This window comes from Rathayibacter rathayi (assembly GCF_004011095.1).
Lineage (GTDB): Bacteria > Actinomycetota > Actinomycetes > Actinomycetales > Microbacteriaceae > Rathayibacter > Rathayibacter rathayi.
Genome location: NZ_CP028129.1, coordinates 2,185,449 through 2,205,341, shown reverse-complemented (window position 1 = coordinate 2,205,341; position 19,893 = coordinate 2,185,449). Strand labels below are relative to the sequence as shown.

The following is a 19,893-nucleotide window of genomic DNA, read 5'->3' as shown; positions in this document are numbered from 1 at the left end:
GGATCGGCGAGGTGCGGGCGACCCGAGCGGATCCTTCCTGCGTTCTGAACGGATCAGACGGTCGAGCCGTCGCTGACGTGCTCCAGGTCCTCGTCGAGGCGGCCGATCCGCGGTGCGCGGCGCTCCAGCGCGGCCATCGCGACGAACCCGAGCCCGCAGCCGAGGAACCAGCTGTAGTCGCCGAGCCAGGTGAACTCCGCGCCGCCCGCCTCCGCGATCCAGCGCGGCACGAGCACCGAGGCGACGGAGGGGACTCCGCCGATCACGGTCGCCCAGACGGCGTGGGGGTTGAAGCCGCGCGAGAACCAGTAGCGGCCCTTCTCGCTCATCGTGTAGAGGTCGTCCACCCAGACCCGCTGCCGACTGATCAGGTAGTACCCCGCGATCAGGACGCCGAACAGCGGTCCGATCAACGCGCCGAGGATGCCGAGCGTGTAGTGGATGGCGGTGTCGTTCGAGTACCAGTTCCACGGGGTGAGCAGCACTGAGCCGATGGCGGCGATCATGCCGCCCATCCGCCAGCTGATCTTCTTCGGGTTGACGTTCGAGAAGTCGAAGGCGGGGGAGATGACGTTGGCGACGATGTTGATGCCGATGGTGGCGATGACGAAGGTCAGCCCGCCCAGGAGCACGGCGAACCAGGTGTCGATCCGCTCGACGGTCTCGATCGGGTCGGTGATCAGTTCGCCGAACACCGGCACGGTGGCCGAGGCGGTGATGACGGTGAGCAGCGAGAAGAAGAGGAAGTTGACGGGAAGGCCGAGCAGGTTGCCCCGCTTCACCGCGCCATAGCTGCGGGCGTAGCGCGAGAAGTCGCCGAAGTTGAGCATCGGGCCGGAGAAATAGGAGACCACGAGCGCGACGGCCGAGATCATCACCGGCACCGAGGCGGCCAGACCGAAGCGGCCAGGTCACCACATCGAACCCGACGAGGCGGCCGGCGCGGACGCGGCGGGGCTGGGCTCTCGCCTGCGGGAGCTCCGGCTGGCGGCGGGACTGTCGCTGAAGGCGCTGGCGGGCCGGCGCGGGATCTCGGCGAGCGCCGTCTCGCGGATCGAGCGCGGGGCGACGCAGCCCTCGGTCGGACGGTTGATCGCGCTCGTGGACGCGCTGGGGTGCCGCTGTCCGCGGTGCTCGACCAGGGCGTGTCGGCGCCGGTGGAGACCGCTGTCGTGCGGGCGCGTGAGGCGGCGCCGGTGGTGCTCGAGGGCGGCGTGCTCTTTCGTCGGCTCGCGCCGCGGCCGCTGGATTCCGTCGACTTCTTCGAGTCCACCTCTCCGCCGACCTGGCTGATCGTGCACCGCTGACGCGGCGACCGAGGTTCGCGCCGGATTTCGGAAGGCACCATCTTGGTGTGAGATCCTGTCATCGCTCCTCCACAGCGTGCGTTGGACCGTCTCCTGTCCACACCCCGGGCGTGATCGGGGGGCTGCGGGACCTCGATGTCGGTACCGCCTGGTGGGCTGGTCTCCTCGACCAAGGGGTGCGGAACGTGGAGGAACGGATGGACGGCAGGAACGATGAGGGGTGCCCGCGCTGGTGCGCGGGCGAGCACGACGAGATGGTCGCGGTGGGGGAGCGGCTGCACCGTTCGGTGGCGCGCTCCCTCCCGGCGGTGCTCTGGGCGGGCGGAGGTGGGGCCGCGGCCGGGACGGTGCACCTGTCGCTGTGCCGCCCGGGGGCGTCCGGCGAGGACCGGCTTCGCCTCGAGGCCGATGGGATCGGCGAGGTCGACCTCGACCTCAGCGCGGGGGCGAGACTGGCCGGCGCGGTGCTGCGGCTACTCGAGGCCCTGTGAGGAGCGCGGCGGGTCGGGTGGCAGGAGATCCATCAGGTCGACCTCCAGTGCCTCACAGAGAGCGAAGAGCGTATGCAGTGTCGGATTCGCCGGTGACCCCGGCTTCGACTCGCCCTTCTCGAACTTCTGGTAGGTGTAGCCCGCGAGCCCCGCCGCGTGGGCGATCTTCTCCTGGCTGGCGCCCTTGGCGATACGGGCCCGGTGCATGTTGGTGCCGAGCTCGCGGGCGTACGTCGCCCAGTCGCGTTCGGGTGTGGGTGTCGACATGTCCGCCAGCTTCGGAGAAGTTCGGTTGTCGGTCAGCCATACTCGGATGGGAAATTGCCGGTGGCCATACCCGAATGCTTCCCGGGGCCCTCTGCTGGGCCCCGGGGGCACCGTCAAGGCAGCGCCTAGTATGGCCGGGTGCTAGTGAACCCCGAACTCGTCGGGCGCGCCTTCGCGCCCACGGAGCCCTATCAGGTGGGGCGGGAAAAGGTGCGGGAGTTCGCCCGTGCCGTCTCCGCCACCTCCCGCCTGCACCACGACGTCGAGGCCGCCCGCGCCGCCGGGTACCCCGACCTCGTCGCTCCGCCCACCTTCGCCGTCGTCGTGCAGGAATACACGCTCGCCCAGCTGCTCGCCGAGCCCGACGGCGGGATTGATTTCCGCCGCGTGGTCCACGGCGACCAGCGCTTCACCCTCTCCCGCCCCGTCATCGCGGGAGACGAGCTGACCGCGACCCTTTCGGTCGCGAGCATCAAGAAGCTCGGAGCGCACGCGATGGTCACGACCGAATCGCGGATGGTCGACGCGGGCGGCGAGCACGTCGTTACCGCGATCTCCACCCTCGTGGTCAGGGGCGATGAATGAGCACGGCACTCCCCACTCTCGACGCAATGAGCGTCGGCGAGATCGTCGCCGAGGGTCGCTTCCCGATCGACCGCGGCACCCTGGTGCGCTACGCCGGCGCCTCGGGCGACTTCAACCCCATCCACTACCGCGACGATGTCGCCGCCGAGGTGGGCCTGCCGGGTGTCCTCGCGCACGGCATGCTCACGATGGGCACCGCGGTGCAGGTCGTCGTCGACTGGGTCGGTGACCCCGGACGTGTCCTCGACTACCAGGTGCGCTTCACCCGCCCCGTCGTGGTCGATCCCCGCGAGGGCGCCGCGATCAATGTCGTTGCCACGGTCGGCGCCGTGAACGTCGAGGAGGGCTGGGCCCGCGTCGACCTCACCGTTTCGGTCGAGGATCAGTCCGTGCTCGGCAAGGCCCAGGCACGGGTCCGACTCGCGTGAGGAGCGCGCCGCACCTCTCCGCCCTGACCACCCTCCGCGTCGGTGGTCCCGCCGAGCGCCTGGTCGAGCCGGCCACCGAGGAGGAGCTGATCGAGACCCTCGTGGCCCTGTGGACCGACGATGAGCCGTGGCTGCTGCTCGGCGGCGGCTCCAACCTCCTCGTCGGCGACGACGGAGTCGAGGGTACGGTCGTGCGCGTGCGCACCACCGGCATCGACCGGCTCCCCTCGGACGAGCCGGGTCGCGTGCTCCTGCGGGTGCAGGCGGGCGAGTCGTGGGACGGCCTCGTCGCGACGACGCTCGAGCGCGGCTGGGCGGGACTGGAGGCTCTCAGCGGCATCCCCGGCACGGTCGGAGCGTCGCCGGTGCAGAACATTGGCGCCTACGGTCAGGAACTCTCCGACACTCTGGTCGCCGTGGACTTCCTCGATGAGGGCGCCCGCGAGCCGGTCCGCCTGACGGCCGACGAGCTCCACTTCGCCTACCGCACGTCCGTGATCAAGCAGGGCCGGCGAGGTGCGGTGTTGGCGGTCGAGTTCGCGCTCGAAGAGGTCGGAGCCGACGGCGACGGGACTCCGGTCGCATACGGGCAGCTAGCGTCGGCGCTCGGAGTTCCGCTCGGCGAGCGGGTGCCGCTCGCGCGGGTGCGCGAGACGGTGCTCGCTTTGCGGGCGGGAAAGGGCATGGTGCTCGATCCCGACGATCCGGACACCACGAGTGCCGGCTCCTTCTTCACCAACCCCCTCGTCACGAGCGCGTTCGCTGACGGCCTGCCGCTCGCGGCGCCGCGCTGGCCGGTCGAGCCGCCCGCCGAGGCGCCCGTGATCACTCCGCTCGCGGCGGTCGAGGCCGGAGCGCCCGTTGGCCACCCCGCGCCGCCCCGTGCTGAGGGCCTCGTCAAGCTCAGCGCCGCGTGGCTCATCGAGCACGCCGGCGTCTCCCGTGGCTTCGCGCTGCCCGGCTCGCGCGCCGCCGTCTCGAGCAAGCACACGCTTGCGCTGACCAACCGGGGCGGAGCGACGGCCGAGCAGATCGCCGAGCTCGCCCGGTATGTGCAGGGCAGGGTCCTCGCCGAATTCGGCGTCCTGCTGCACCCCGAACCCGTGGTCGTGGGCACCTCCGTCTGAGCCGCGCGGCCTCCCGCGGCCTCAGCTGTCCCGGCGGATCCAGCGGAAGCCGAAGCGGCAGGCGACCAGTCCGACCACGAGCCAGATCCCGAGCACCAGGGCGACGAGAAGATCGTCAGTAGCAGCACCGGGAACAGGAAGGTGAAGAAGACTTGGTCAGGGGCGCGGAAGTAGGAGCGGATCTCGTAACGCGCTCGCGCGAGGCCGAGGCGGATCGTGCGTCCGAGCCCGGTCGGGAGCGTGCGAGGGCGGGTGGTGACGGCGCTCACGCGGGCTCTCCGATCAGGCGACCGCGTCACGGTCTTCGCGGATGAGGTCGAGGTAGATGTCCTCCAGGCTGGGACGAAGGACCTCGAGGGCCGCCGGTTCGCCGATCCGCGCATACAGCTCGGCGACCGTTCGCGTCGGCTCGGTCGTGCGCAGACGCTGAAGTACCCCGTTCTCGTGCCATTGCACGATCGGGATGCGCGCCTCGTCCCCTCCGATCGCGCTCATCGGCCCGATGGCCAGGAGACGCCCGCCGGAGATCACGGCGGCGCGATCACCCAGGCGGGCCGCCTCGTCGAGGTAGTGGGTGGTCAGCAGGATGGTCGTGCCCTCGCTCTTGAGCAGGGCGATGAGGTCCCAGAAGGAGTGGCGCGCCTCGGGGTCGAAGCCGGTGGTCGGCTCGTCCAGGAACACCAGTTCGGGGCGGCCGATGATGCCGAGGGCGACGTCGACGCGGCGGCGTTGACCTCCCGAGAGGCGTCCGATGCGCGAGCGTGCCTTCGCGGTCAGCCCGACCGCCTCGATGGTCTCGTCGACGTCGCGCGGTTGTGGGTAGAGGCTCGCGAAGTGGGCGATCTGTTCGCGCACGGTCGCGTTGCCTGATTCGCCGCTGGACTGGAGGACGATGCCCAGCCGCGCCTTCCAGGCGAGGTCGCCGTGGTGCGGATCGACACCGAGCACCGAGACGTCGCCGCCGGTGCGGTCGCGGTAGCCCTCGAGGATCTCGATGGTCGTCGACTTGCCGGCGCCGTTGGGACCCAGCAGGGCGAAGGTTTCGCCGCGGTGGATGTCGAAGGACACTCCAGCGACCGCTGGGGCACCCCCGTAGTCCTTCCGCAGGTCGCGGACTCGGACGGCCTGGTCTTCGCTCATCGTCTCAGCGTGCCCTGTCGCACCCCTCCGCCGACAGTGATCCCCGATTTCCGCCCCCTTCTTGCCCTCCCCTCCCCGTTCGGGCATCGTCACCTGATTCGCAAAAGCAGACGAGCGCAGACGAGCGCAGCCGAGCGCAGCCGAGCGCAGCCGAGCGTATCCGGCGATCCGCGTGGCAGCGGATTGTCGTCCGCGGTGCGTTCCCCGCTCTGCGGTCCGCACCCGGTCGCTGAGCCGACTGCGGCCGATCGACGACGTAGGAGGAGAGAGGCTCATGAACGCCGTGGTATCCGGCGATCCGCGTGGCAGCGGATCGTCGTCCGCGGTGCGTTCCCCGCTCTGCGGTCCGCACCGTGTCGCTGAGCTGACTGCGGCTGATCGACGACGTAGGAGGAGAGAGGCTCATGAACGCCGTGGTATCCGGCGATCCGCGTGGCAGCGGATTGTCGTCCGCGGTGCGTTCCCCGCTCTGCGGTCCGCACCGTGTCGCTGAGCCGACTGCGGCCGATCGACGACGTAGGAGGAGAGAGGCTCAACCAAACAGCCCCTGCAGCCTCCGCACGCCCTCGAGCAGCGCATCGTCGCCGAGGGCGTAGGAGAGGCGGAGGTAGCCGCTCGGTCCGAAGGCCTCGCCGGGGACGGTTGCGACCTCGGCCTGCTCGAGGATGAGGTCGGCGAGCTCGAGGGAGGTCCTCGGGGTGGTGCCGTTCCAGTCGCGGTTCAGTAGTCCGTTCACGTCGGGGTAGACGTAGAAGGCGCCGCCGGGAGTGGGGCATTTTATGCCGTCGATCGCGTTCAGTTCGGTGACGATGGTGCGGCGGCGGCGGTCGAAGGCGAGGCGCATCTCCTCGGCCGGCTCCTGTGGTCCGGTGAGGGCGGCGATGGCAGCGCGCTGCGAGATGTTCGAGACGTTGCTCGAGAGGTGCGACTGGAGGTTTGCGGCGCCCTTGATCGCGTCGGCCGGGCCGACCATCCATCCGACTCGCCAGCCCGTCATCGCGTAGGTCTTGGCGACTCCGTTGACCAGGATCGTGCGGTCGCGGAGAGCAGGCACCGCCTCGACGATCGACGTCGCGCGCTCGAGCGGGCTCGCGTCGTCCTGGTCGCCGGTCGCGTAGACGAGGTTCTGGTAGATCTCGTCGGCGATGACCCAGAGGCCGTGTGCCTCGGCCCACTCGCCGATCTCTCGCGTCTGCTCGGCCGAGTAGACGGCTCCGGTCGGGTTGGAGGGGGAGACGAAGAGGAGGACCTTCGTGCGCTCGGTGCGCGCCGCTTCCAGCTGCTCGATCGTCACGAGGTAGCCCTGGCCGGTGCCCGCGAACACGTCCACCTGCACGCCGCCGGCGAGCTTGATCGCCTCGGGGTAGGTGGTCCAGTAGGGAGTCGGCACCAGGACCTCGTCGCCGTCGTCGAGAAGGGTCTGGAAAGCCTGATAGACGGCCTGCTTGCCCCCGTTCGTGACGACGACCTGCGAGGCGTCGATCGCCCAACCGGAGTCGCGTGCCGTCTTCTCCGCGATGGCTTCACGCAGGTCGGGGAGACCTGCGGCCGGGGTGTAGCGGTAGTTCCGTGGGTCGAGCACAGCGGCCGAGGCCGCCTCGACGATGTGCTCGGGTGTGCGGAAATCGGGCTCGCCGGCCGCGTAAGACACGACCGGGCGACCCTGGGCTTGGAGGGCCTTCGCCTTGGCGTCCACCTTCAGGGTGGCGGACTCGGCGATGGCGGCGATGCGGGTGGAGATGCGCGTGGTGGAGGACACGACGGCCAGCGTATCCTGCGCGCGCATGAGCCCCGGAGGCGTCCCGCGGCTCGGCTGGACACGCCTTCCGGGTCCACGTACACTCGTCTGAGGTAGTCGATCTCTGCCCTCATCCACAGCGCTCGCGAGGGTCGCGGTGGGTCGGGCGGTGGGTCGTTCTCCTCCTCGGATGCTCGCAACGGCATCCATAGGGCGGTGGCTCAATTGGTAGAGCAGCGGTCTCCAAAACCGCAGGTTGCAGGTTCGAGCCCTGTCCGCCCTGCACATCGATGCCCGTCGCGCGTGGTCCCCGCGACGCTGCGGTCATCGGTCCAGGGTCGCTCATGACGGGCGGCCGGCCACACCGGAGGTTCCGGTGCGGGAAAGGTGCGTGCAGGTGGCCGGGAAAGCAGTCGACGAGCCGAGCGAGGACGTCGTCGCGATCGCGAATCAGCAGCGAGCGGCGCGGCGCAATCCGTTCGCGCGCATCGCCCTCTTCATCCGGCAGGTCATCGCCGAGTTGAAGAAGGTCGTGACACCCACCCGCAAGGAGCTGGGCAATTACGTCGTGGTCGTGCTGATCTTCGTCGTCATCATGATGGCGCTGGTGTCCTTGCTGGACTGGGTGTTCGCCCTGGCCGTGACTTACGTGTTCGGCACACCCGCCGCCTGACCCGAGAGCATCCGGGCCGCGCGAGCGGAGGGTGCCAGCGACAGCGGGATGCGCCCCGAAGCGGGATGCGCCCCGAGGGGTGCGACCGACCGATCGAGAGAGAGTTGTGACGAGTGTCTGACAGAAACCGCGACGACGTCGACTGGGCGACGGCTGCCGAGCAGTCGTCCGAGGTCGAGGAGGAGCAGGAGGGCGACACGCAGTCGCAGGCCGAGGACGCCGTCGAGCCCGCCGAGCAGGGTGCGCTGAGCATCGTCGATGAGAACGAGTCCGAGGACGACCTCGCCTCCGATCTCGAGGCCGCGCTGGATGCGATCGGCTCGGTCGAGGATCCCGAGGCGGATTCCGCCGTCGATGAGGCCGCGCACATCGATACCGTCGAGGAGGCCGAAGCGGCTCTCGAGGCCGTCGAGGACGAGGCCGAGGTCGCCGCCGAGGACGCCGAGTCCGCCGGCGAGGACCTGGCCGACATCGACCCGTACGAGGCCTTCCGCACCGAACTGCGCGGCAAGCCGGGCAAATGGTACGTGATCCACTCCTACGCCGGCTTTGAGAAGCGCGTGAAGTCGAATATCGAGAACCGCAAGGTTTCACTCGAGGCCGAGGACTACATCTTCGAGGTTCAGGTCCCGATGGAGGACGTGGTCGAGATCAAGAACGGCCAGCGGAAGATGGTCACGCGCGTGCGCATCCCCGGCTACGTGCTGGTGCGCATGGACCTCAACGAGGACTCGTGGTCGGTCGTCCGCCACACTCCCGGAGTGACCGGCTTCGTGGGCAATGCCCATAATCCGACTCCGCTGCGTTTCGAGGAGGCCTTCACGATGCTGAAGAGCCTCGTCGAGATCAAGGACGTCGCCCCCTCGAAGGCCACCGGCGCGAAGGGTCAGAAGCAGGCGCAGCGCGTGCTGCCGGCCGAGGTCGACTTCGAGATCGGCGAGACCATCACCATCAAGGAGGGCTCGTTCGCGGGTCTTCCCGGGTCGATCAGCGAGATCAAGCCCGAGAGCGGCAAGCTCACCGTGCTCGTCTCGCTCTTCGAGCGCGAGACCCCGGTCGAGCTGTCGTTCGACCAGGTCACCAAGCTCTGACGCTCGGCTCGCGCAGCCTGAACGCCTCCTCCGCGCTAACGGAGGGGGCGTTCGCCGTTCCGGGCGTCGGCGCCGTGGTTTACTCCGGTCGCCGTAGTTCGATTTGCAGGGGATTCTCGTGGGGGAGCGCTCTCCTCCGCCGTGCTACCCGCCGATGGTCGAGATCCCCTGCGGATCGGACAGCTCCCTGCGAACCGGACAGCTCCCTGCGAACCGGACAAGTTCCTGCGGATCGGACAGCTCCCTGCAAACCTGACAAGTTCCTGCACGGCGGGCGGGCTCCTACACGTCGGCGGGTGCCTGCACGGCGAGAAGCTACTTGCACATGGCGCACCCGGCGACGGCTCGGCTCGTGTAAGATCGGACGGGTTTTCGTGTCGGCGCCCCGTCAGCGTGTGCGCCGTGCGACCCTCCTCCACCGCGATCCGGCACCGTCGGATGCGCGGGAGAGCGGCCGGGAGCCCCCGACCGTTCGAACCCTGAGAAAAGGAATCAGAATGGCCCCCAAGAAGAAGGTCACCGGCCTGATCAAGCTCCAGATCAAGGCCGGCGCGGCCAACCCCGCGCCCCCGATCGGTCCGGCGCTCGGTCAGCACGGCGTCAACATCATGGAGTTCTGCAAGGCGTACAACGCGCAGACCGAGTCGCAGCGCGGCAACGTCATCCCGGTCGAGATCACCGTGTATGAGGACCGCTCCTTCACCTTCGTGCTGAAGACCCCGCCCGCGGCGGAACTCATCAAGAAGGCGGCCGGCGTTGCCAAGGGCTCGTCGACCCCGCACACCGTGAAGGTCGCGAAGCTCACCCAGGCACAGGTCCGCGAGATCGCTGAGGCGAAGCAGGTCGACCTGAACGCCAACGACATTGAGGCGGCGGCCAAGATCATCGCCGGTACCGCCCGCTCGATGGGCATCACGGTCGAGTAGCGCGACGCGCTACTCTCCGGCGGCAGCCTCGCGCTCGCGTGCGGCGGCATCGCGGAAGACTCGATACTGCGACGGGCGGCCCCTCAAGGGGATCGTATGACGCCGCTGCAAAGGCCACTCCGCAAGTGGCCGCCTCGCGAGTAGCTCGGGCGGCCCTTGCCGCACACCACAGAACTCCATCCCCGTGGGAGAGCCCGCCAGGCTCTAGAACCACATTCTCGTATCAAGGAGAAACAACATGGCACAGAAGTCGAAGGCCTACCGGGCCGCAGCGGCCAAGCTCGAAGAGGGCAAGTTCTACAGCCCAGACGAGGCTGTCGCGCTCGCTCGCGAGACCGGTTCCGCCAAGTTCAACAGCACCGTCGAGGTCGCCCTCAAGCTGGGTGTCGACCCGCGCAAGGCCGATCAGATGGTCCGCGGCACAGTCATCCTGCCGCACGGCACGGGCAAGACCGCCCGCGTCATCGTGTTCGCGACCGGCCCGGCTGCCGAGGCCGCGCTGGCCGCGGGTGCCGACGAGGTCGGTGGCGCCGAGCTCATCGAGAAGGTCGCGGGCGGATACACCTCCTTCGACTCCGCCGTCTCGACTCCGGAACTCATGGGCCAGGTCGGTCGTCTCGGCAAGGTGCTCGGCCCCCGCGGCCTCATGCCCAACCCCAAGACCGGCACCGTGACCCCGGACGTAGCCAGGGCCGTAACCGAGATCAAGGGCGGAAAGATTGAGTTCCGCGTCGATAAGCACGCCAACGTGCACCTCGTCGTGGGCAAGGCCGCGTTCACCGAGGAGCAGCTCCAGGAGAACTTCAAGACGGCTCTCGATGAGATCGTCCGCCTGAAGCCGTCCTCCTCGAAGGGCCGCTACATCCAGAAGGCCGCCGTCTCGACGACCTTCGGCCCCGGCATCCCGCTGGACGTCAACGTCCTGGCCTAAGCCACCCCACCCCCCACCCCCACCCGCCCCGCCCCTCGTCCCCCACCCCCCATCGCGCCGCGAGATGCCACTTATGACGGCGACACGCCGCACGGACCCGTCATAAGTGGCATCTCGCGGAAGGGGAGCGGGGAGCGGGGAGCGGGGGGCGGGAAGCGGGGGAGGTCAGCCCTCCGAGACGGTGAGGACGATCTTGCCGCGGGTGTGCCCCGTCTCGATCAGTTCGTGGGCCTCGCAGGCGCGGGCGAGCGGGAGGATACGGTCGATGAAGACCCGCACATCCCCCGACTCCAGCAGGCGCGACACCACGCCGAGGGTCGCTCCGTCGGGCGCGACGCGGTAGGTGGAGGCGCGCACGCCCGCCTCGGCTGCCTCCTCAAAGAACCCGGGCCAGCTGCCCGTCGGTGCGTTCACGATCAGGCCCCCGGGTCGCAGGACCGTGAGGGAGCGTGAGCCGGTGTTCTCGTGCACGTTGCCGATGAGGTCGATCACCACATCGACTCCGGACAGCAGCTCGTCGAAGCGCTCGGTCGTGTGGTCAATCACCTGCGCGGCGCCGAGCTCGCTCAGCCACTGCATGTTGCGGGTGGATCCGGTCGCGATCACCGAGGCGCCGAGGTAGGCGGCGAACTGCACAGCGAAGTGGCCGACACCGCCGGAGCCGGCGTGGATTAGGATCCGCTGGCCCTCGTGCGCCTTCGCGAGTTCAACCACCATCCCCCACGCCGTGAGGGCGGCGAGCGGGACGCCGGCCGCCTCGACGTGCGAGAGCGTGGACGGCTTCCTCGCGATCGAGACGCAAGGCACGCTGACGTACTCGGCGTAGGAGCCGGAGTAGCGGGGCACCATCACGAAGCCATACACCTCGTCGCCCTGCCGCAGCGAATGCGCCGGGTACGGGCTCGCGACGACGACCCCGGAGAAGTCGTGGCCGAGCACCGCCGGATACGAGGTGATCTGCGCGGCGACGCCCTGGCCGGCCCGCGTTGTCGCGTCGAGGCGATTCACTCCGGCGGCGACCACCTTCACGGTGAACTCCGCGTTGATGGCGGAGGGGGTCGCCACAGTCGCGAGATGCAGAGCGCACGCGTCGCCCGGCGCGTCGATCACCGCCGCTGTCATCGAGTCGGGGAGGACGACCTCCTCCGGGATCTCGCCGATCGCGAGGCCGTGTCCGAGCGCGCTGGTGTGCATCGTCGCCTTTCGTGTCACTGAGGCGTACGGGTGGAGCAGGGCCGAGGACGGCGCCCCCGATCCCCGCATCCGACGCCGTGACCAGTCAACCGCGGCAATGAGTCGGTGCTGTTACGGGGGTGTCACCCTCGAAAGAAGATTGACGTGCAGGCTGCCGGCGGATGCTCTGGCACGATGAGGGGATGCGACGCCGACGTTCTCTGCTCGTCGGCGGCGCGCTCCTAGTCCTGGCGGGACTCACGGTTCTCCTCGCGGCACGGATCAGCATCGGCACCAGCCGGTGGGTCTACGTCAGCGAGATGGGTGCGCCGGACCTGCCGACGGCCGGTGCCTTCGAGGCCGCTCTGCTGCTCGTCGCCGCGGGCGGCGTGCTGATCGGAGCGGGCGCGTGGCCGGTGCGCGCGCGACTGCTGCCCGCCCTGCGCCCGGCCGGCGCCCTCCTCCTGGCTGCCGCTTGCTTCGCGCTCGCCTCACAGGTGACCTGCACGGCCGGCTGCCCGCTCCCGGTCGGCCCCGCCTTCCGCTGGCAGGACCTCATCCACACCTCCGCCGCGGTGCTCGGCTTCGCGGCGGCGTGCGTGGCGATGCTCCAGCTGGCGACGGTGCGGGGCCGCCCGGTGCTCGCGCGGCTCTCGCTCGCGGCCGGAATCTCGGTGGCGGTCGTCGCAGGGACGGGCGGGATCCTGTCACTGCTGCGTGTCTGGCTGCGGCTGGGTGGGACGCTCGAGTTCGTGGCGACGGCGATCGCGGTGCTATGGCTCGCATCCGTCGGACTGGCGCTCGCTCTCGAGGACCTCAGCGAGCGAGCCACTCGCGGACGTGCCCGCGGATCCGGTCCTGCTGAGCCGCGAAGCCCGCATCACGCGACGGCACCCGCTCGCAGTCCGCGTCCGGAAGAGCTCTAGCCCACTCCTCCGCGACGTCGACCGGATGCACGGGGTCGCGGTCGGCCGCGATCACCAGGGAGCGCGCGATCACCTCGCCCAGCTCTGCGGAATCGCGGTAGGCGGCGTTTCGCGGGATCTCGGCGAGGCGGACCGCGCGGTCCGCGGCCTGCGGCGAGCGGAACTGCCGCGTCAGCGCCTCCGCCGCCGCGGGGGACACCTCGGCGGCGCGCGCGAACAGGCCCGACGCGCGGAACATCCGCTCGCCGCGCTTCGCGCCGTGGTCGTGCAGCAGCTGCGCGATGACGGGGAAGACCGTGAGATTCTCGGGCAGCGGCTCGGCCGTGAACGAGGGGCGCACGAAGACGGCGCGGTCGATCGGCAGAACCCGGCGCACGGCCAAGCGCAGGGCGATCGCGGCCCCCATCGAGATACCGAGCACTGTGAGCGGCTTGTGCGCGGCTCCGGCCCGCACGACCTCCTCGGTCACCTCGTCGGCCAGCGTCTCGAGGGCGAAGTCGCCGGGTGCGCCGAGTAAGTCGGACGCACCGTGGGCGCGGATGTCCGGGGCGATGACCTCGGAGCCGGCGGGGAGGGCCGAGCGCAGCAGCTCGAGCGGCTGAGAGCGGTCGCCGCCCAGGCCGTGCAGGAGGAGTACCGTCACCGCGTGCGCGTCCGCTCGTGCAGCTCGGCCATCAGCATCCCGGCCAAGCGCACCAGGATGTGGATCTCGTCCTCGTCCCGATCGACCCAGCGGGAGTTCGGCTCGCCCTCGATCGGCACGAAGTCGCGGTGCTGCTCCCAGACGACGAGCGTGCGCTCGGCCCCGAGCACGTACTGCTGCCAGAACACCTGCCGAAGGTAGTGGCGCGGGATGCTGCGCCACGGCTTTGTCGTGGTCTTGATCTCGCAGAGCTCCAGCCGGCCGTCATCGCGCACGCCGATGCCGTCGGGAGTGGCGAGGTGGCGTCGCTCTTGGCTGGCGTGGAAGAGGGTGCTGCTGGGCTCGATCGCGTGCTCGCTGCGTACCCAGGCGGCGATCTCGGGTTCGCGGGCGCGGCCGTGATCCGTGAAGGCGTTGCCGCCGAAGCCGGTGCCGTAGAGCTTGTCGAGCGCGGCCTTGCCGATGGCGGCAGGGGAGGAGAGGCGGGCGATGTCGGTCGCGGTGATGCCGCGCGAGCGGGCGCGGAGCCAGGCGACGCGGTCCGAGGAGTCGGCGACGACCCTCCGGAGGTGCGGGGGCTCGGCGTCCGCGAAGACGGGCTGCGTCTCCCAGGGGAAGGAGAGCTGCAGGTCGGGCACCGATTCATTCTCTGCCCCCTTGCGGCGCCCGGTCGAATCGGCACGCCGACCCGGGAAGTCTCGCGCAGATCGGTCCCCGCGGAACGGCGACGACTCAGGCGGCGAGGAAGGCGTCGACGTGCGCGGGGGAGAGGAGGTGGCGGCGCACCATCAGCGCGGCGCCCCGGACGCCTCCGCCCTGGGCCGCAGCCTGCACGATGTCGAGCGAGCGGGTCGCCAGCGGCAGGGAGCGGCGGTAGACCACCTCGCGCACGCCGGCGAGGACCTCATGGCTGGCCTGAGCGATGCTGCCGCCGACGACGATGACGGAGGGATTGAGCAGGTTCACGCAGGTGGCGAGCACCTCGCCGAGGTCGCGGCCGGCGGCGCGGGTGATGTCGATGGTGGTGGGGTCGCCGTTGGTCAGCAGGGTGACGACGTCGGAGGTGCTGGCGGCGTCGATCCCGGCCTCGGTGAGTCGCCGGGCGATCGCCGAGCCGCTCGCGATCGCCTCGAGGTCGGCCTCGCCGCGGTCGCCGGGGACCTGCACATGCCCGAGGTCGCCTGCGGCCCCGAGGGCTCCGCGCTGCAGAGCGCCGCCGCTCACGATGCCGGCGCCGATGCCGGTGGACACCTTCACGTAGAGGAGATCGTCGACGTCGGCGTAGTGGTCGGCGTGCTCGCCGAGGGCCAGCAGGTTCACGTCGTTATCGACCAGGACGGGCACGGGGAGGCGGCGTGCGATGAACTCGGGGATGTCGAAGCGGTCCCAGCCGGGCATGATCGGCGGCTTCACCGGGCGTCCGGTGGCGTGCTCGACGGGGCCAGGGACGCCGACGCCGACGCCGGCGAGCGGGCCGGCCTCGGGGGTGCGCCCGAGGAGGGCGGCGGCGATGTCGAGGGCGTGGCCGAGGACGGCGAGCGGTCCGTCGGCGATCGCGATGATCTCGCGACGGCGGGCCAGGACCGTGCCGTCGAGGTCGGTGAGGGCGACGACGGCGTGCGCGGCGCCGAGGTCGACGGCGAGGAGGCTGCGCGCCCGGGCGTCGAAGGCGACGCGGGCGGCGGGTCGGCCGCCGGAGGAGGGGGCGTCGTCTTGCCGGGCGATGAGGCCGGAGGTGGTCAGCACGTCGAGCTGGGCCGAGACGGCCGCGCGGGGTAGGCCTGTCTCGGCGACCACGTCGGCCCGCGTTCGGGGCGCTCCGTCGGCCAGCAGGAGCAGCAGCTCGCCGACCGCGCTGACGGTGGTGCGGCGGCGCGGGGACATGGCCAGAGTCAACCACAGCGCTCCCCTTCTGCGCGGCGGCCGGTCGACTTGTCGCGCCAGCCTCCGGAGTTTTGCTTGTCGGTGAGCAAAAGTCTGCGTAAGGTTCAGAGGACACCTTTCGACGTCGATCAGGAGCACCACCGGTGGCCACACCCCCACACCTCTCCGTCCAGCTGCACTCGGTGCGCGAGCCGCTCGCGGCTGATCTACCCGCCACCCTCGAGCGCCTCGCTGGGATCGGCTTCGCCACCGTCGAGCTGTTTGGGTTCGTCGACCTGGCGGATGCCTACCGTGCGGCGCTTGCCGCCAGCGGACTGCGTGCCCCGAGCGCGCACGCGCGCCTGCTCGGCCCGCAGGGGGACGTCACCGTCGACGAGATCCTCGACGTGGCAGCCTCGCTCGGCGTGCAGACCGTGATCGACCCCTTCGTCGATCCGACTCGCTGGAGCACCGCGGACGATGTCGCCCGCATCGCCGATGAGTTCAACGCCCTGATCGACTCCGCCGCCGCCCGCGGCCTGGTGCTCGGATACCACAACCACGCCTTCGAGTTCGAGAACCGGATCGACGGCCGCGCCGCCTTCGAGCACCTCGCCGGTCTCCTCGATCCGCGCATGGTGCTCGAGCTCGACACCTACTGGGCGGCGGTCGGTGGCGACAATCCAGTCGACGTGCTCGGTCGGCTCGGTGACCAGGTGCGCTTCCTGCATGTGAAGGACGGGCCGATCTCGGCCAACATTCAGGAGCAGGTGCCGGCGGGCGAGGGCGCGATGGACGTCTCGGCCATTCTCGCCGCCGCCCCGCAGGCCCTGCCCGTGCTCGAGTTCGATGCATACGCCGGCGACATCTTCGCGGGCCTGGAGTCAGCCCACCGCTACGTCTCGGGGCTGCGCGCATGAGCGGCACCGGCCGTGTCGGCGTCGGCGTGATCGGCGCCGGGAACATCAGTACCGAGTACCTGAGGAACCTCACCGTCTTCCCGGACCTCGAGGTGCTTGTCGTCGCCGACCTCGACTCTGAGCGCGCGAGGGCGCAGGCCGAGGCGTTCGGCGTGCCTGCCTCCGGCAGTGTCCAGGACCTCCTCGCGCACGAGGGGATCGAGATCGTGGTGAACCTCACGATCCCCGCCGCGCACGTCGAGGTCGCGCGCCGCGCAGTCGAGGCGGGCAAGCACGTCTGGACCGAGAAGCCCTTCTCGCTCGACCGCGACAGCGGGATCGCGCTGCTCGCGCTGGCGGAGGAGAAGGGGTTGCGCGTCGCGACCGCTCCCGACACCTTTCTCGGCGCCGGCCTGCAGACGGCGCAGCGCAGCATCGAGAGCGGAGCGATCGGCACACCGCTCTCGGCCCTCGCCCTCTTTCAGGGCCCCGGCCCGGAGTCCTGGCACCCGAATCCAGAGTTCTTTTTCGCCCAGGGCGGCGGGCCGCTGCTGGACATGGGCCCGTACTACCTCACGACCCTCGTGCAGAACCTCGGCCCCGTCGAGAGCGTCACCGCGGTCTCGTCGCAGGCCCGCGCGAGCCGCGTCATCGGCTCCGGCCCGAAGGAGGGAATCGAGTTCCCGGTGACCATCCCGACACACATTGGCGGGCTGCTCCGCTTTGAATCCGGAGCCTCCGCCCAGGGTGTGTGGAGCTTCGAGTCGAGCCTGCCGCGCACCGGCTTCGTAGAGATCAACGGCTCCGAGGGCACCCTCGTGCTCCCCGACCCGAACATGCACGACGGCGACCTCACGCTGCACCGGCGCGGGTCCGCCGAGCCGGAGGTCATCGCGGCGACCGGCTCGACCGCGTCCCGCGGCACCGGCGTGCTCGAACTCGCCCGCGCGATCCGGGCCGACCGCCCGGAAGCCGCCTCCGGCGACCTGGCCTACCACGTCACCGACGTGATGCTCTCGCTCCTCGAGGCCGCCGAGACCGGCGAGAAGGTCCTCGTCACGAGCACCGCAACTCCCCGCCCCGCCCTCCCCGAGAGCTGGGACCCGACCGAAGCGACCCTCTCCTGATGCCCGCGCCGCTGCGCGTCGGGGTGCTCGGCGCCGGCTTCATGGCGGCCGTGCACAGCCGCGCGGCCCGCAGTGCCGGAGCGGTGCTCGCCGGCGTCGCCTCCTCCAGCCCCGAGAAGGGCGAGCGGGCGGCAGCCGAACTCGGCATCGCCCGCGCCTACCCCGATGCCCACGCGCTGATCGAGGACGAGAGCATCGACCTGGTGCATGTGTGCACGCCGAACGCCACGCACGCCGCTCTCGCCCTCGCCGCGATGGAGGCCGGCAAGCATGTGGTCTGCGAGAAGCCGCTCGCTTCGACGCTTCAGGAGGCGGAGGCGCTCGCCGCGGCCGCCTCCGCCGCCGGAGTCGTCACGACGGTTCCGTTCGCCTACCGCTTCCACCCGATGGTGCGGGAGGCTCGCGCCCGCGTCGCCTCGGGTGAGACGGGCCGGCTCGTCACCGTCCGCGGGAGCTATCTGCAGGACTGGTTGCTGGGTGCCTCCGACGACAACTGGCGCGTGGACTCCGCCGCCGGCGGCCGCTCGCGAGCCTTCGGCGACATCGGCTCGCACCTGGTCGACCTGCTCGAGTTCGTCACCGGCGAGCGGATCGACTCGCTGGCCGCGATCACGAGCACGGTGCACGCCGAGCGCGGCGGCCGCCCGGTCAGCACCGAGGACGTGGCCGGCGCGATCGTCCGGCTCGAGGGCGGCGCCGTCGGTACGCTCCTCGTCTCGCAGGTCACCGCCGGGCACCGCAACGAGCTGCTGCTCGAGGTCTCGGGGCTGGAGGAGTCGTTGCGCTTCGAGCAGGAGCTGCCTGAGACGCTGTGGGTCGGCCGGCGCGACAGCGCCTTCCTGGTGCCGCGCGACGCCTCGATCCTCGCGCCCGACGCGGCACGGCTCTCGATCGTGCCCAGCGGACATCCGATGGGCTACCAAGACGCCTTCACGGCGTTCGCCCGCGACACCTACGCCGCCGTGGCGGGTGCCGAGGTGGACGGGCTGCCGACCTTCGCCGACGGCCTCCGCGCGGCACGCATCACCGACGCTGTACTCGACGCGGCAGAGACAGGCGCCTGGGTGAGCGTGCCCACTGCCGATGACCCGAGGGAGATCGCCGCAGGAGCGAGGAGAAGAAGACCTACGCCGCCACCCACCCGGTGACGCTGTTCACCGGCCAGTGGGCCGACCTCCCCTTCGAGTGAAGTCGCGCGCCTCGCCTCCGAGTGGGGCTACGACGGCCTCGAAATCGCGGCCTCGGGCGACCACCTCGACCTCAGGCGCGCGGACGAGGACGACGCCTACGCCGCCTCGCGGCTAGAGATCCTCGACCGCTACGGCCTCGAGGTCTTCGCGATCTCGAACCACCTCACGGGTCAGGCCGTCTGCGACGACCCGATCGACTTTCGTCACCGGGCCCTCGTGCGCGACTACACCTGGGGCGACGGCGATGCGGAGGGAGTGCGACAGCGTGCTGCGGAGGACATGAAGCGTGCGGCGCGGGTCGCCCGCAAGCTCGGCGTGGACGTCGTCGTCGGCTTCACCGGCTCGAAGATCTGGCCCTACGTAGCGCAGTTCCCCCCGGTCCCCGCCTCGGTGATCGACGAGGGCTACGAGGACTTCGCGACGCGCTGGAATCCGATCCTCGACGAGTTCGACGCGCACGGCGTGGTCTACGCGCACGAGGTGCACCCGTCCGAGATCGCCTACGACTACTGGTCGAGCGTGCGCACCCTGGAGGCGATCGGGCACCGCCCAGCCTTCGGCTTCAACTGGGACCCGTCGCACCTGATGTGGCAGGACATCGACCCGGTCGGCTTCATCGTTGACTTCAAGGACCGGATCTACCACGTCGACTGCAAGGACACGCGCCTGCGTCCGAAGAACGGCCGCGCAGGCGTGCTCGGCTCGCACCTGCCGTGGGGCGATCCGCGGCGCGGCTGGGACTTCGTCTCGACGGGACACGGCGATGTGCCGTGGGAGGACGCCGGTATGGACCGCCTGCACGGTGCCGCGGAGGCCGTCGGCTTCCTCCGCTCGCTGCTCTGGAAGCCCCCGACCGCATCGTTCGACGCCGCCTTCTCGACCCAGTAGCCGCCCACCTCGCCGCCGCGAGATGCCACTTATGACGGCCCGCCGCGGCGTGTCGGCCTCGTAAGTGGCATCTCGCGGCGGGTCAGTCGGCGGACTTGGCGGCGCGCTCGAACTTGAGGCGCGCCTGCTCGCGGCGGACCTCGGCATAGCGGTTCTGCTCGACGCGCAGCCACTCGGGAACCTCGTCGAGCAGGGCCTGGATCTCAGGAGTGGTCAAGGCATCGGTCACGCCGCCGCGGGCCAGGCCCGAGATCGAGACGTTCAACCGGGAGGCGATGACGGAGCGGGGGTGCGGCCCCTCCTCGCGCAGCTGTACGAGCCAGGCGGGCGGGTTCGCGACGAGTTCGTCGTACTGCTCGCGCGTGATCGCCGACTCCTGGAACTCCTCCGGGGTGGCAGGCAGGTAGACCTGCAGCTTCTTCGCCGCGGTCGCAGCCTTCATCGTCTGTGTCGCCTTGGCCATTCGGTAACCCTACCGGC

Annotated in this window: 22 protein-coding genes, 1 tRNA gene and 2 pseudogenes; 16 read left to right on the top strand and 9 right to left on the bottom strand. The window is 70.3% G+C overall.

The window, feature by feature from the left end; all coding sequences use genetic code 11:
* Nucleotides 1–53: 53 nt before the first annotated feature.
* Complete coding sequence (locus tag C1O28_RS10595) at nucleotides 54–875, bottom strand: cytosine permease (RefSeq protein ID WP_097165655.1); 822 nt, start codon at nucleotides 873–875, stop codon at nucleotides 54–56.
* Between C1O28_RS10595 and C1O28_RS16125 the strand changes: the two are divergent.
* The 3 genes and pseudogenes from C1O28_RS16125 to C1O28_RS10585 all read left to right on the top strand — a co-directional run.
* Nucleotides 871–1,062 (top strand): annotated as a pseudogene (locus tag C1O28_RS16125) (helix-turn-helix domain-containing protein); the annotation flags it as partial. The gene C1O28_RS10595 and the pseudogene C1O28_RS16125 sit on opposite strands and share 5 nt — an antisense overlap.
* 53 nt (nucleotides 1,063–1,115) lie before the next feature.
* On the top strand, nucleotides 1,116–1,307 hold the full coding sequence (locus tag C1O28_RS15700; protein ID WP_237397900.1) for a hypothetical protein: 192 nt from the start codon (nucleotides 1,116–1,118) through the stop codon (nucleotides 1,305–1,307).
* Between the two features lie 197 nt (nucleotides 1,308–1,504).
* Nucleotides 1,505–1,798 (top strand): DUF6907 domain-containing protein, encoded by a 294-nt coding sequence (locus tag C1O28_RS10585; RefSeq protein ID WP_127821497.1) that lies wholly within the window; start codon nucleotides 1,505–1,507, stop codon nucleotides 1,796–1,798.
* Here C1O28_RS10585 and C1O28_RS10580 read toward each other — a convergent pair.
* The gene (locus C1O28_RS10580) at nucleotides 1,781–2,065 is read right to left on the bottom strand and encodes a helix-turn-helix domain-containing protein (protein ID WP_097165278.1); all 285 of its coding nucleotides are present in this window, start codon (nucleotides 2,063–2,065) and stop codon (nucleotides 1,781–1,783) included. The genes C1O28_RS10585 and C1O28_RS10580 overlap by 18 nt on opposite strands.
* Nucleotides 2,066–2,203: 138 nt before the next feature.
* Here C1O28_RS10580 and C1O28_RS10575 point away from each other — a divergent pair, with 138 nt between their 5' ends.
* The 3 genes from C1O28_RS10575 to C1O28_RS10565 are packed head-to-tail and all read left to right on the top strand — an operon-like array spanning nucleotide 2,204 to nucleotide 4,205.
* Nucleotides 2,204–2,650, top strand: coding sequence for an FAS1-like dehydratase domain-containing protein (locus C1O28_RS10575; protein ID WP_181024725.1), 447 nt, complete (start codon nucleotides 2,204–2,206; stop codon nucleotides 2,648–2,650).
* Entirely contained in the window at nucleotides 2,647–3,078 is a 432-nt protein-coding gene (locus C1O28_RS10570; protein ID WP_097165280.1) for a MaoC/PaaZ C-terminal domain-containing protein, read from the top strand. The genes C1O28_RS10575 and C1O28_RS10570 overlap by 4 nt, the downstream gene beginning before the upstream one ends.
* Nucleotides 3,075–4,205: a UDP-N-acetylmuramate dehydrogenase gene (locus C1O28_RS10565; protein WP_097165281.1), complete on the top strand. Its 1,131-nt coding sequence runs from the start codon at nucleotides 3,075–3,077 to the stop codon at nucleotides 4,203–4,205. The genes C1O28_RS10570 and C1O28_RS10565 overlap by 4 nt, the downstream gene beginning before the upstream one ends.
* Before the next feature lie 282 nt (nucleotides 4,206–4,487).
* Here C1O28_RS10565 and C1O28_RS10555 read toward each other — a convergent pair whose 3' ends face one another.
* Nucleotides 4,488–5,345: an ABC transporter ATP-binding protein gene (locus C1O28_RS10555; protein ID WP_097165282.1), complete on the bottom strand. Its 858-nt coding sequence runs from the start codon at nucleotides 5,343–5,345 to the stop codon at nucleotides 4,488–4,490.
* Between the two features lie 532 nt (nucleotides 5,346–5,877).
* Nucleotides 5,878–7,104: a pyridoxal phosphate-dependent aminotransferase gene (locus C1O28_RS10550; protein WP_160487493.1), complete on the bottom strand. Its 1,227-nt coding sequence runs from the start codon at nucleotides 7,102–7,104 to the stop codon at nucleotides 5,878–5,880.
* 189 nt (nucleotides 7,105–7,293) lie between these two features.
* Here C1O28_RS10550 and C1O28_RS10545 point away from each other — a divergent pair.
* The 5 genes from C1O28_RS10545 to rplA all read left to right on the top strand — a co-directional run bounded on the left by C1O28_RS10545 (nucleotide 7,294) and on the right by rplA (nucleotide 10,704).
* A tRNA-Trp gene (locus C1O28_RS10545) sits at nucleotides 7,294–7,366 on the top strand.
* A gap of 114 nt (nucleotides 7,367–7,480) precedes the next feature.
* Nucleotides 7,481–7,756 carry a preprotein translocase subunit SecE gene (gene secE, locus C1O28_RS10540; protein WP_097165657.1) on the top strand — a complete coding sequence of 92 codons (276 nt, stop codon included), beginning with the start codon at nucleotides 7,481–7,483 and terminating at the stop codon, nucleotides 7,754–7,756.
* A 113-nt stretch (nucleotides 7,757–7,869) separates the two neighbouring features.
* The gene (gene nusG, locus C1O28_RS10535; protein WP_097165284.1) at nucleotides 7,870–8,847 is read left to right on the top strand and encodes a transcription termination/antitermination protein NusG; all 978 of its coding nucleotides are present in this window, start codon (nucleotides 7,870–7,872) and stop codon (nucleotides 8,845–8,847) included.
* A gap of 497 nt (nucleotides 8,848–9,344) precedes the next feature.
* Nucleotides 9,345–9,773, top strand: coding sequence for a 50S ribosomal protein L11 (rplK, locus tag C1O28_RS10530; RefSeq protein WP_068255254.1), 429 nt, complete (start codon nucleotides 9,345–9,347; stop codon nucleotides 9,771–9,773).
* A gap of 238 nt (nucleotides 9,774–10,011) precedes the next feature.
* A complete protein-coding gene (gene rplA / locus C1O28_RS10525) occupies nucleotides 10,012–10,704 on the top strand; it encodes a 50S ribosomal protein L1 (protein WP_097165285.1) in 693 nt (230 codons plus the stop codon).
* 165 nt (nucleotides 10,705–10,869) lie between these two features.
* Here the strand turns inward: rplA and C1O28_RS10520 are convergent, their stop codons facing one another.
* Nucleotides 10,870–11,898, bottom strand: coding sequence for an NADP-dependent oxidoreductase (locus C1O28_RS10520; protein WP_419866641.1), 1,029 nt, complete (start codon nucleotides 11,896–11,898; stop codon nucleotides 10,870–10,872).
* 182 nt (nucleotides 11,899–12,080) lie between these two features.
* Here C1O28_RS10520 and C1O28_RS10515 point away from each other — a divergent pair, with 182 nt between their 5' ends.
* Complete coding sequence (locus C1O28_RS10515; protein WP_160487492.1) at nucleotides 12,081–12,803, top strand: DUF998 domain-containing protein; 723 nt, start codon at nucleotides 12,081–12,083, stop codon at nucleotides 12,801–12,803.
* Here the strand turns inward: C1O28_RS10515 and C1O28_RS10510 are convergent.
* The 3 genes from C1O28_RS10510 to C1O28_RS10500 all read right to left on the bottom strand — a co-directional run bounded on the left by C1O28_RS10510 (nucleotide 12,694) and on the right by C1O28_RS10500 (nucleotide 15,330).
* Nucleotides 12,694–13,446: an alpha/beta fold hydrolase gene (locus C1O28_RS10510; RefSeq protein ID WP_160487491.1), complete on the bottom strand. Its 753-nt coding sequence runs from the start codon at nucleotides 13,444–13,446 to the stop codon at nucleotides 12,694–12,696. The genes C1O28_RS10515 and C1O28_RS10510 overlap by 110 nt on opposite strands.
* On the bottom strand, nucleotides 13,443–14,075 hold the full coding sequence (locus C1O28_RS10505) for a YqaJ viral recombinase family protein (protein ID WP_237397970.1): 633 nt from the start codon (nucleotides 14,073–14,075) through the stop codon (nucleotides 13,443–13,445). The genes C1O28_RS10510 and C1O28_RS10505 overlap by 4 nt, the downstream gene beginning before the upstream one ends.
* Nucleotides 14,076–14,178: 103 nt before the next feature.
* Nucleotides 14,179–15,330, bottom strand: coding sequence for an ROK family protein (locus tag C1O28_RS10500; protein ID WP_097165289.1), 1,152 nt, complete (start codon nucleotides 15,328–15,330; stop codon nucleotides 14,179–14,181).
* Between the two features lie 143 nt (nucleotides 15,331–15,473).
* Here C1O28_RS10500 and C1O28_RS10495 point away from each other — a divergent pair, with 143 nt between their 5' ends.
* The 4 genes and pseudogenes from C1O28_RS10495 (at nucleotide 15,474) to C1O28_RS10480 (ending at nucleotide 19,413) form a co-directional block, all read left to right on the top strand.
* Complete coding sequence (locus C1O28_RS10495; protein ID WP_097165290.1) at nucleotides 15,474–16,229, top strand: sugar phosphate isomerase/epimerase family protein; 756 nt, start codon at nucleotides 15,474–15,476, stop codon at nucleotides 16,227–16,229.
* On the top strand, nucleotides 16,226–17,335 hold the full coding sequence (locus C1O28_RS10490) for a Gfo/Idh/MocA family protein (RefSeq protein WP_097165291.1): 1,110 nt from the start codon (nucleotides 16,226–16,228) through the stop codon (nucleotides 17,333–17,335). Before C1O28_RS10495 ends, C1O28_RS10490 begins: the two co-directional genes overlap by 4 nt.
* Entirely contained in the window at nucleotides 17,335–18,483 is a 1,149-nt protein-coding gene (locus tag C1O28_RS10485; protein ID WP_097165292.1) for a Gfo/Idh/MocA family protein, read from the top strand. Before C1O28_RS10490 ends, C1O28_RS10485 begins: the two co-directional genes overlap by 1 nt.
* Nucleotides 18,480–19,413: pseudogene (locus C1O28_RS10480) on the top strand (sugar phosphate isomerase/epimerase family protein). The gene C1O28_RS10485 and the pseudogene C1O28_RS10480 overlap by 4 nt, the downstream one beginning before the upstream one ends.
* 82 nt (nucleotides 19,414–19,495) lie before the next feature.
* Here the strand turns inward: C1O28_RS10480 and C1O28_RS10475 are convergent.
* Nucleotides 19,496–19,876 (bottom strand): DUF5997 family protein, encoded by a 381-nt coding sequence (locus tag C1O28_RS10475; RefSeq protein WP_097165293.1) that lies wholly within the window; start codon nucleotides 19,874–19,876, stop codon nucleotides 19,496–19,498.
* Nucleotides 19,877–19,893 lie beyond the last annotated feature (17 nt).

Bases quoted from the DNA above. Each gene is read 5' to 3' on its own strand.
- C1O28_RS10515 (WP_160487492.1), top strand. From the start codon at position 12,081: ATGCGACGCCGACGTTCTCTGCTCGTCGGCGGCGCGCTCCTAGTCCTG.
- C1O28_RS10485 (WP_097165292.1), top strand. From the start codon at position 17,335: ATGCCCGCGCCGCTGCGCGTCGGGGTGCTCGGCGCCGGCTTCATGGCG.
- rplA (WP_097165285.1), top strand. From the start codon at position 10,012: ATGGCACAGAAGTCGAAGGCCTACCGGGCCGCAGCGGCCAAGCTCGAA.
- C1O28_RS10475 (WP_097165293.1), bottom strand. From the start codon at position 19,876: ATGGCCAAGGCGACACAGACGATGAAGGCTGCGACCGCGGCGAAGAAG.
- C1O28_RS10500 (WP_097165289.1), bottom strand. From the start codon at position 15,330: ATGTCCCCGCGCCGCCGCACCACCGTCAGCGCGGTCGGCGAGCTGCTG.
- C1O28_RS10580 (WP_097165278.1), bottom strand. From the start codon at position 2,065: ATGTCGACACCCACACCCGAACGCGACTGGGCGACGTACGCCCGCGAG.
- C1O28_RS10595 (WP_097165655.1), bottom strand. From the start codon at position 875: ATGATCTCGGCCGTCGCGCTCGTGGTCTCCTATTTCTCCGGCCCGATG.
- C1O28_RS10585 (WP_127821497.1), top strand. From the start codon at position 1,505: ATGGACGGCAGGAACGATGAGGGGTGCCCGCGCTGGTGCGCGGGCGAG.
- rplK (WP_068255254.1), top strand. From the start codon at position 9,345: ATGGCCCCCAAGAAGAAGGTCACCGGCCTGATCAAGCTCCAGATCAAG.
- C1O28_RS10520 (WP_419866641.1), bottom strand. From the start codon at position 11,898: ATGCACACCAGCGCGCTCGGACACGGCCTCGCGATCGGCGAGATCCCG.
- C1O28_RS10570 (WP_097165280.1), top strand. From the start codon at position 2,647: ATGAGCACGGCACTCCCCACTCTCGACGCAATGAGCGTCGGCGAGATC.
- C1O28_RS10555 (WP_097165282.1), bottom strand. From the start codon at position 5,345: ATGAGCGAAGACCAGGCCGTCCGAGTCCGCGACCTGCGGAAGGACTAC.
- C1O28_RS10490 (WP_097165291.1), top strand. From the start codon at position 16,226: ATGAGCGGCACCGGCCGTGTCGGCGTCGGCGTGATCGGCGCCGGGAAC.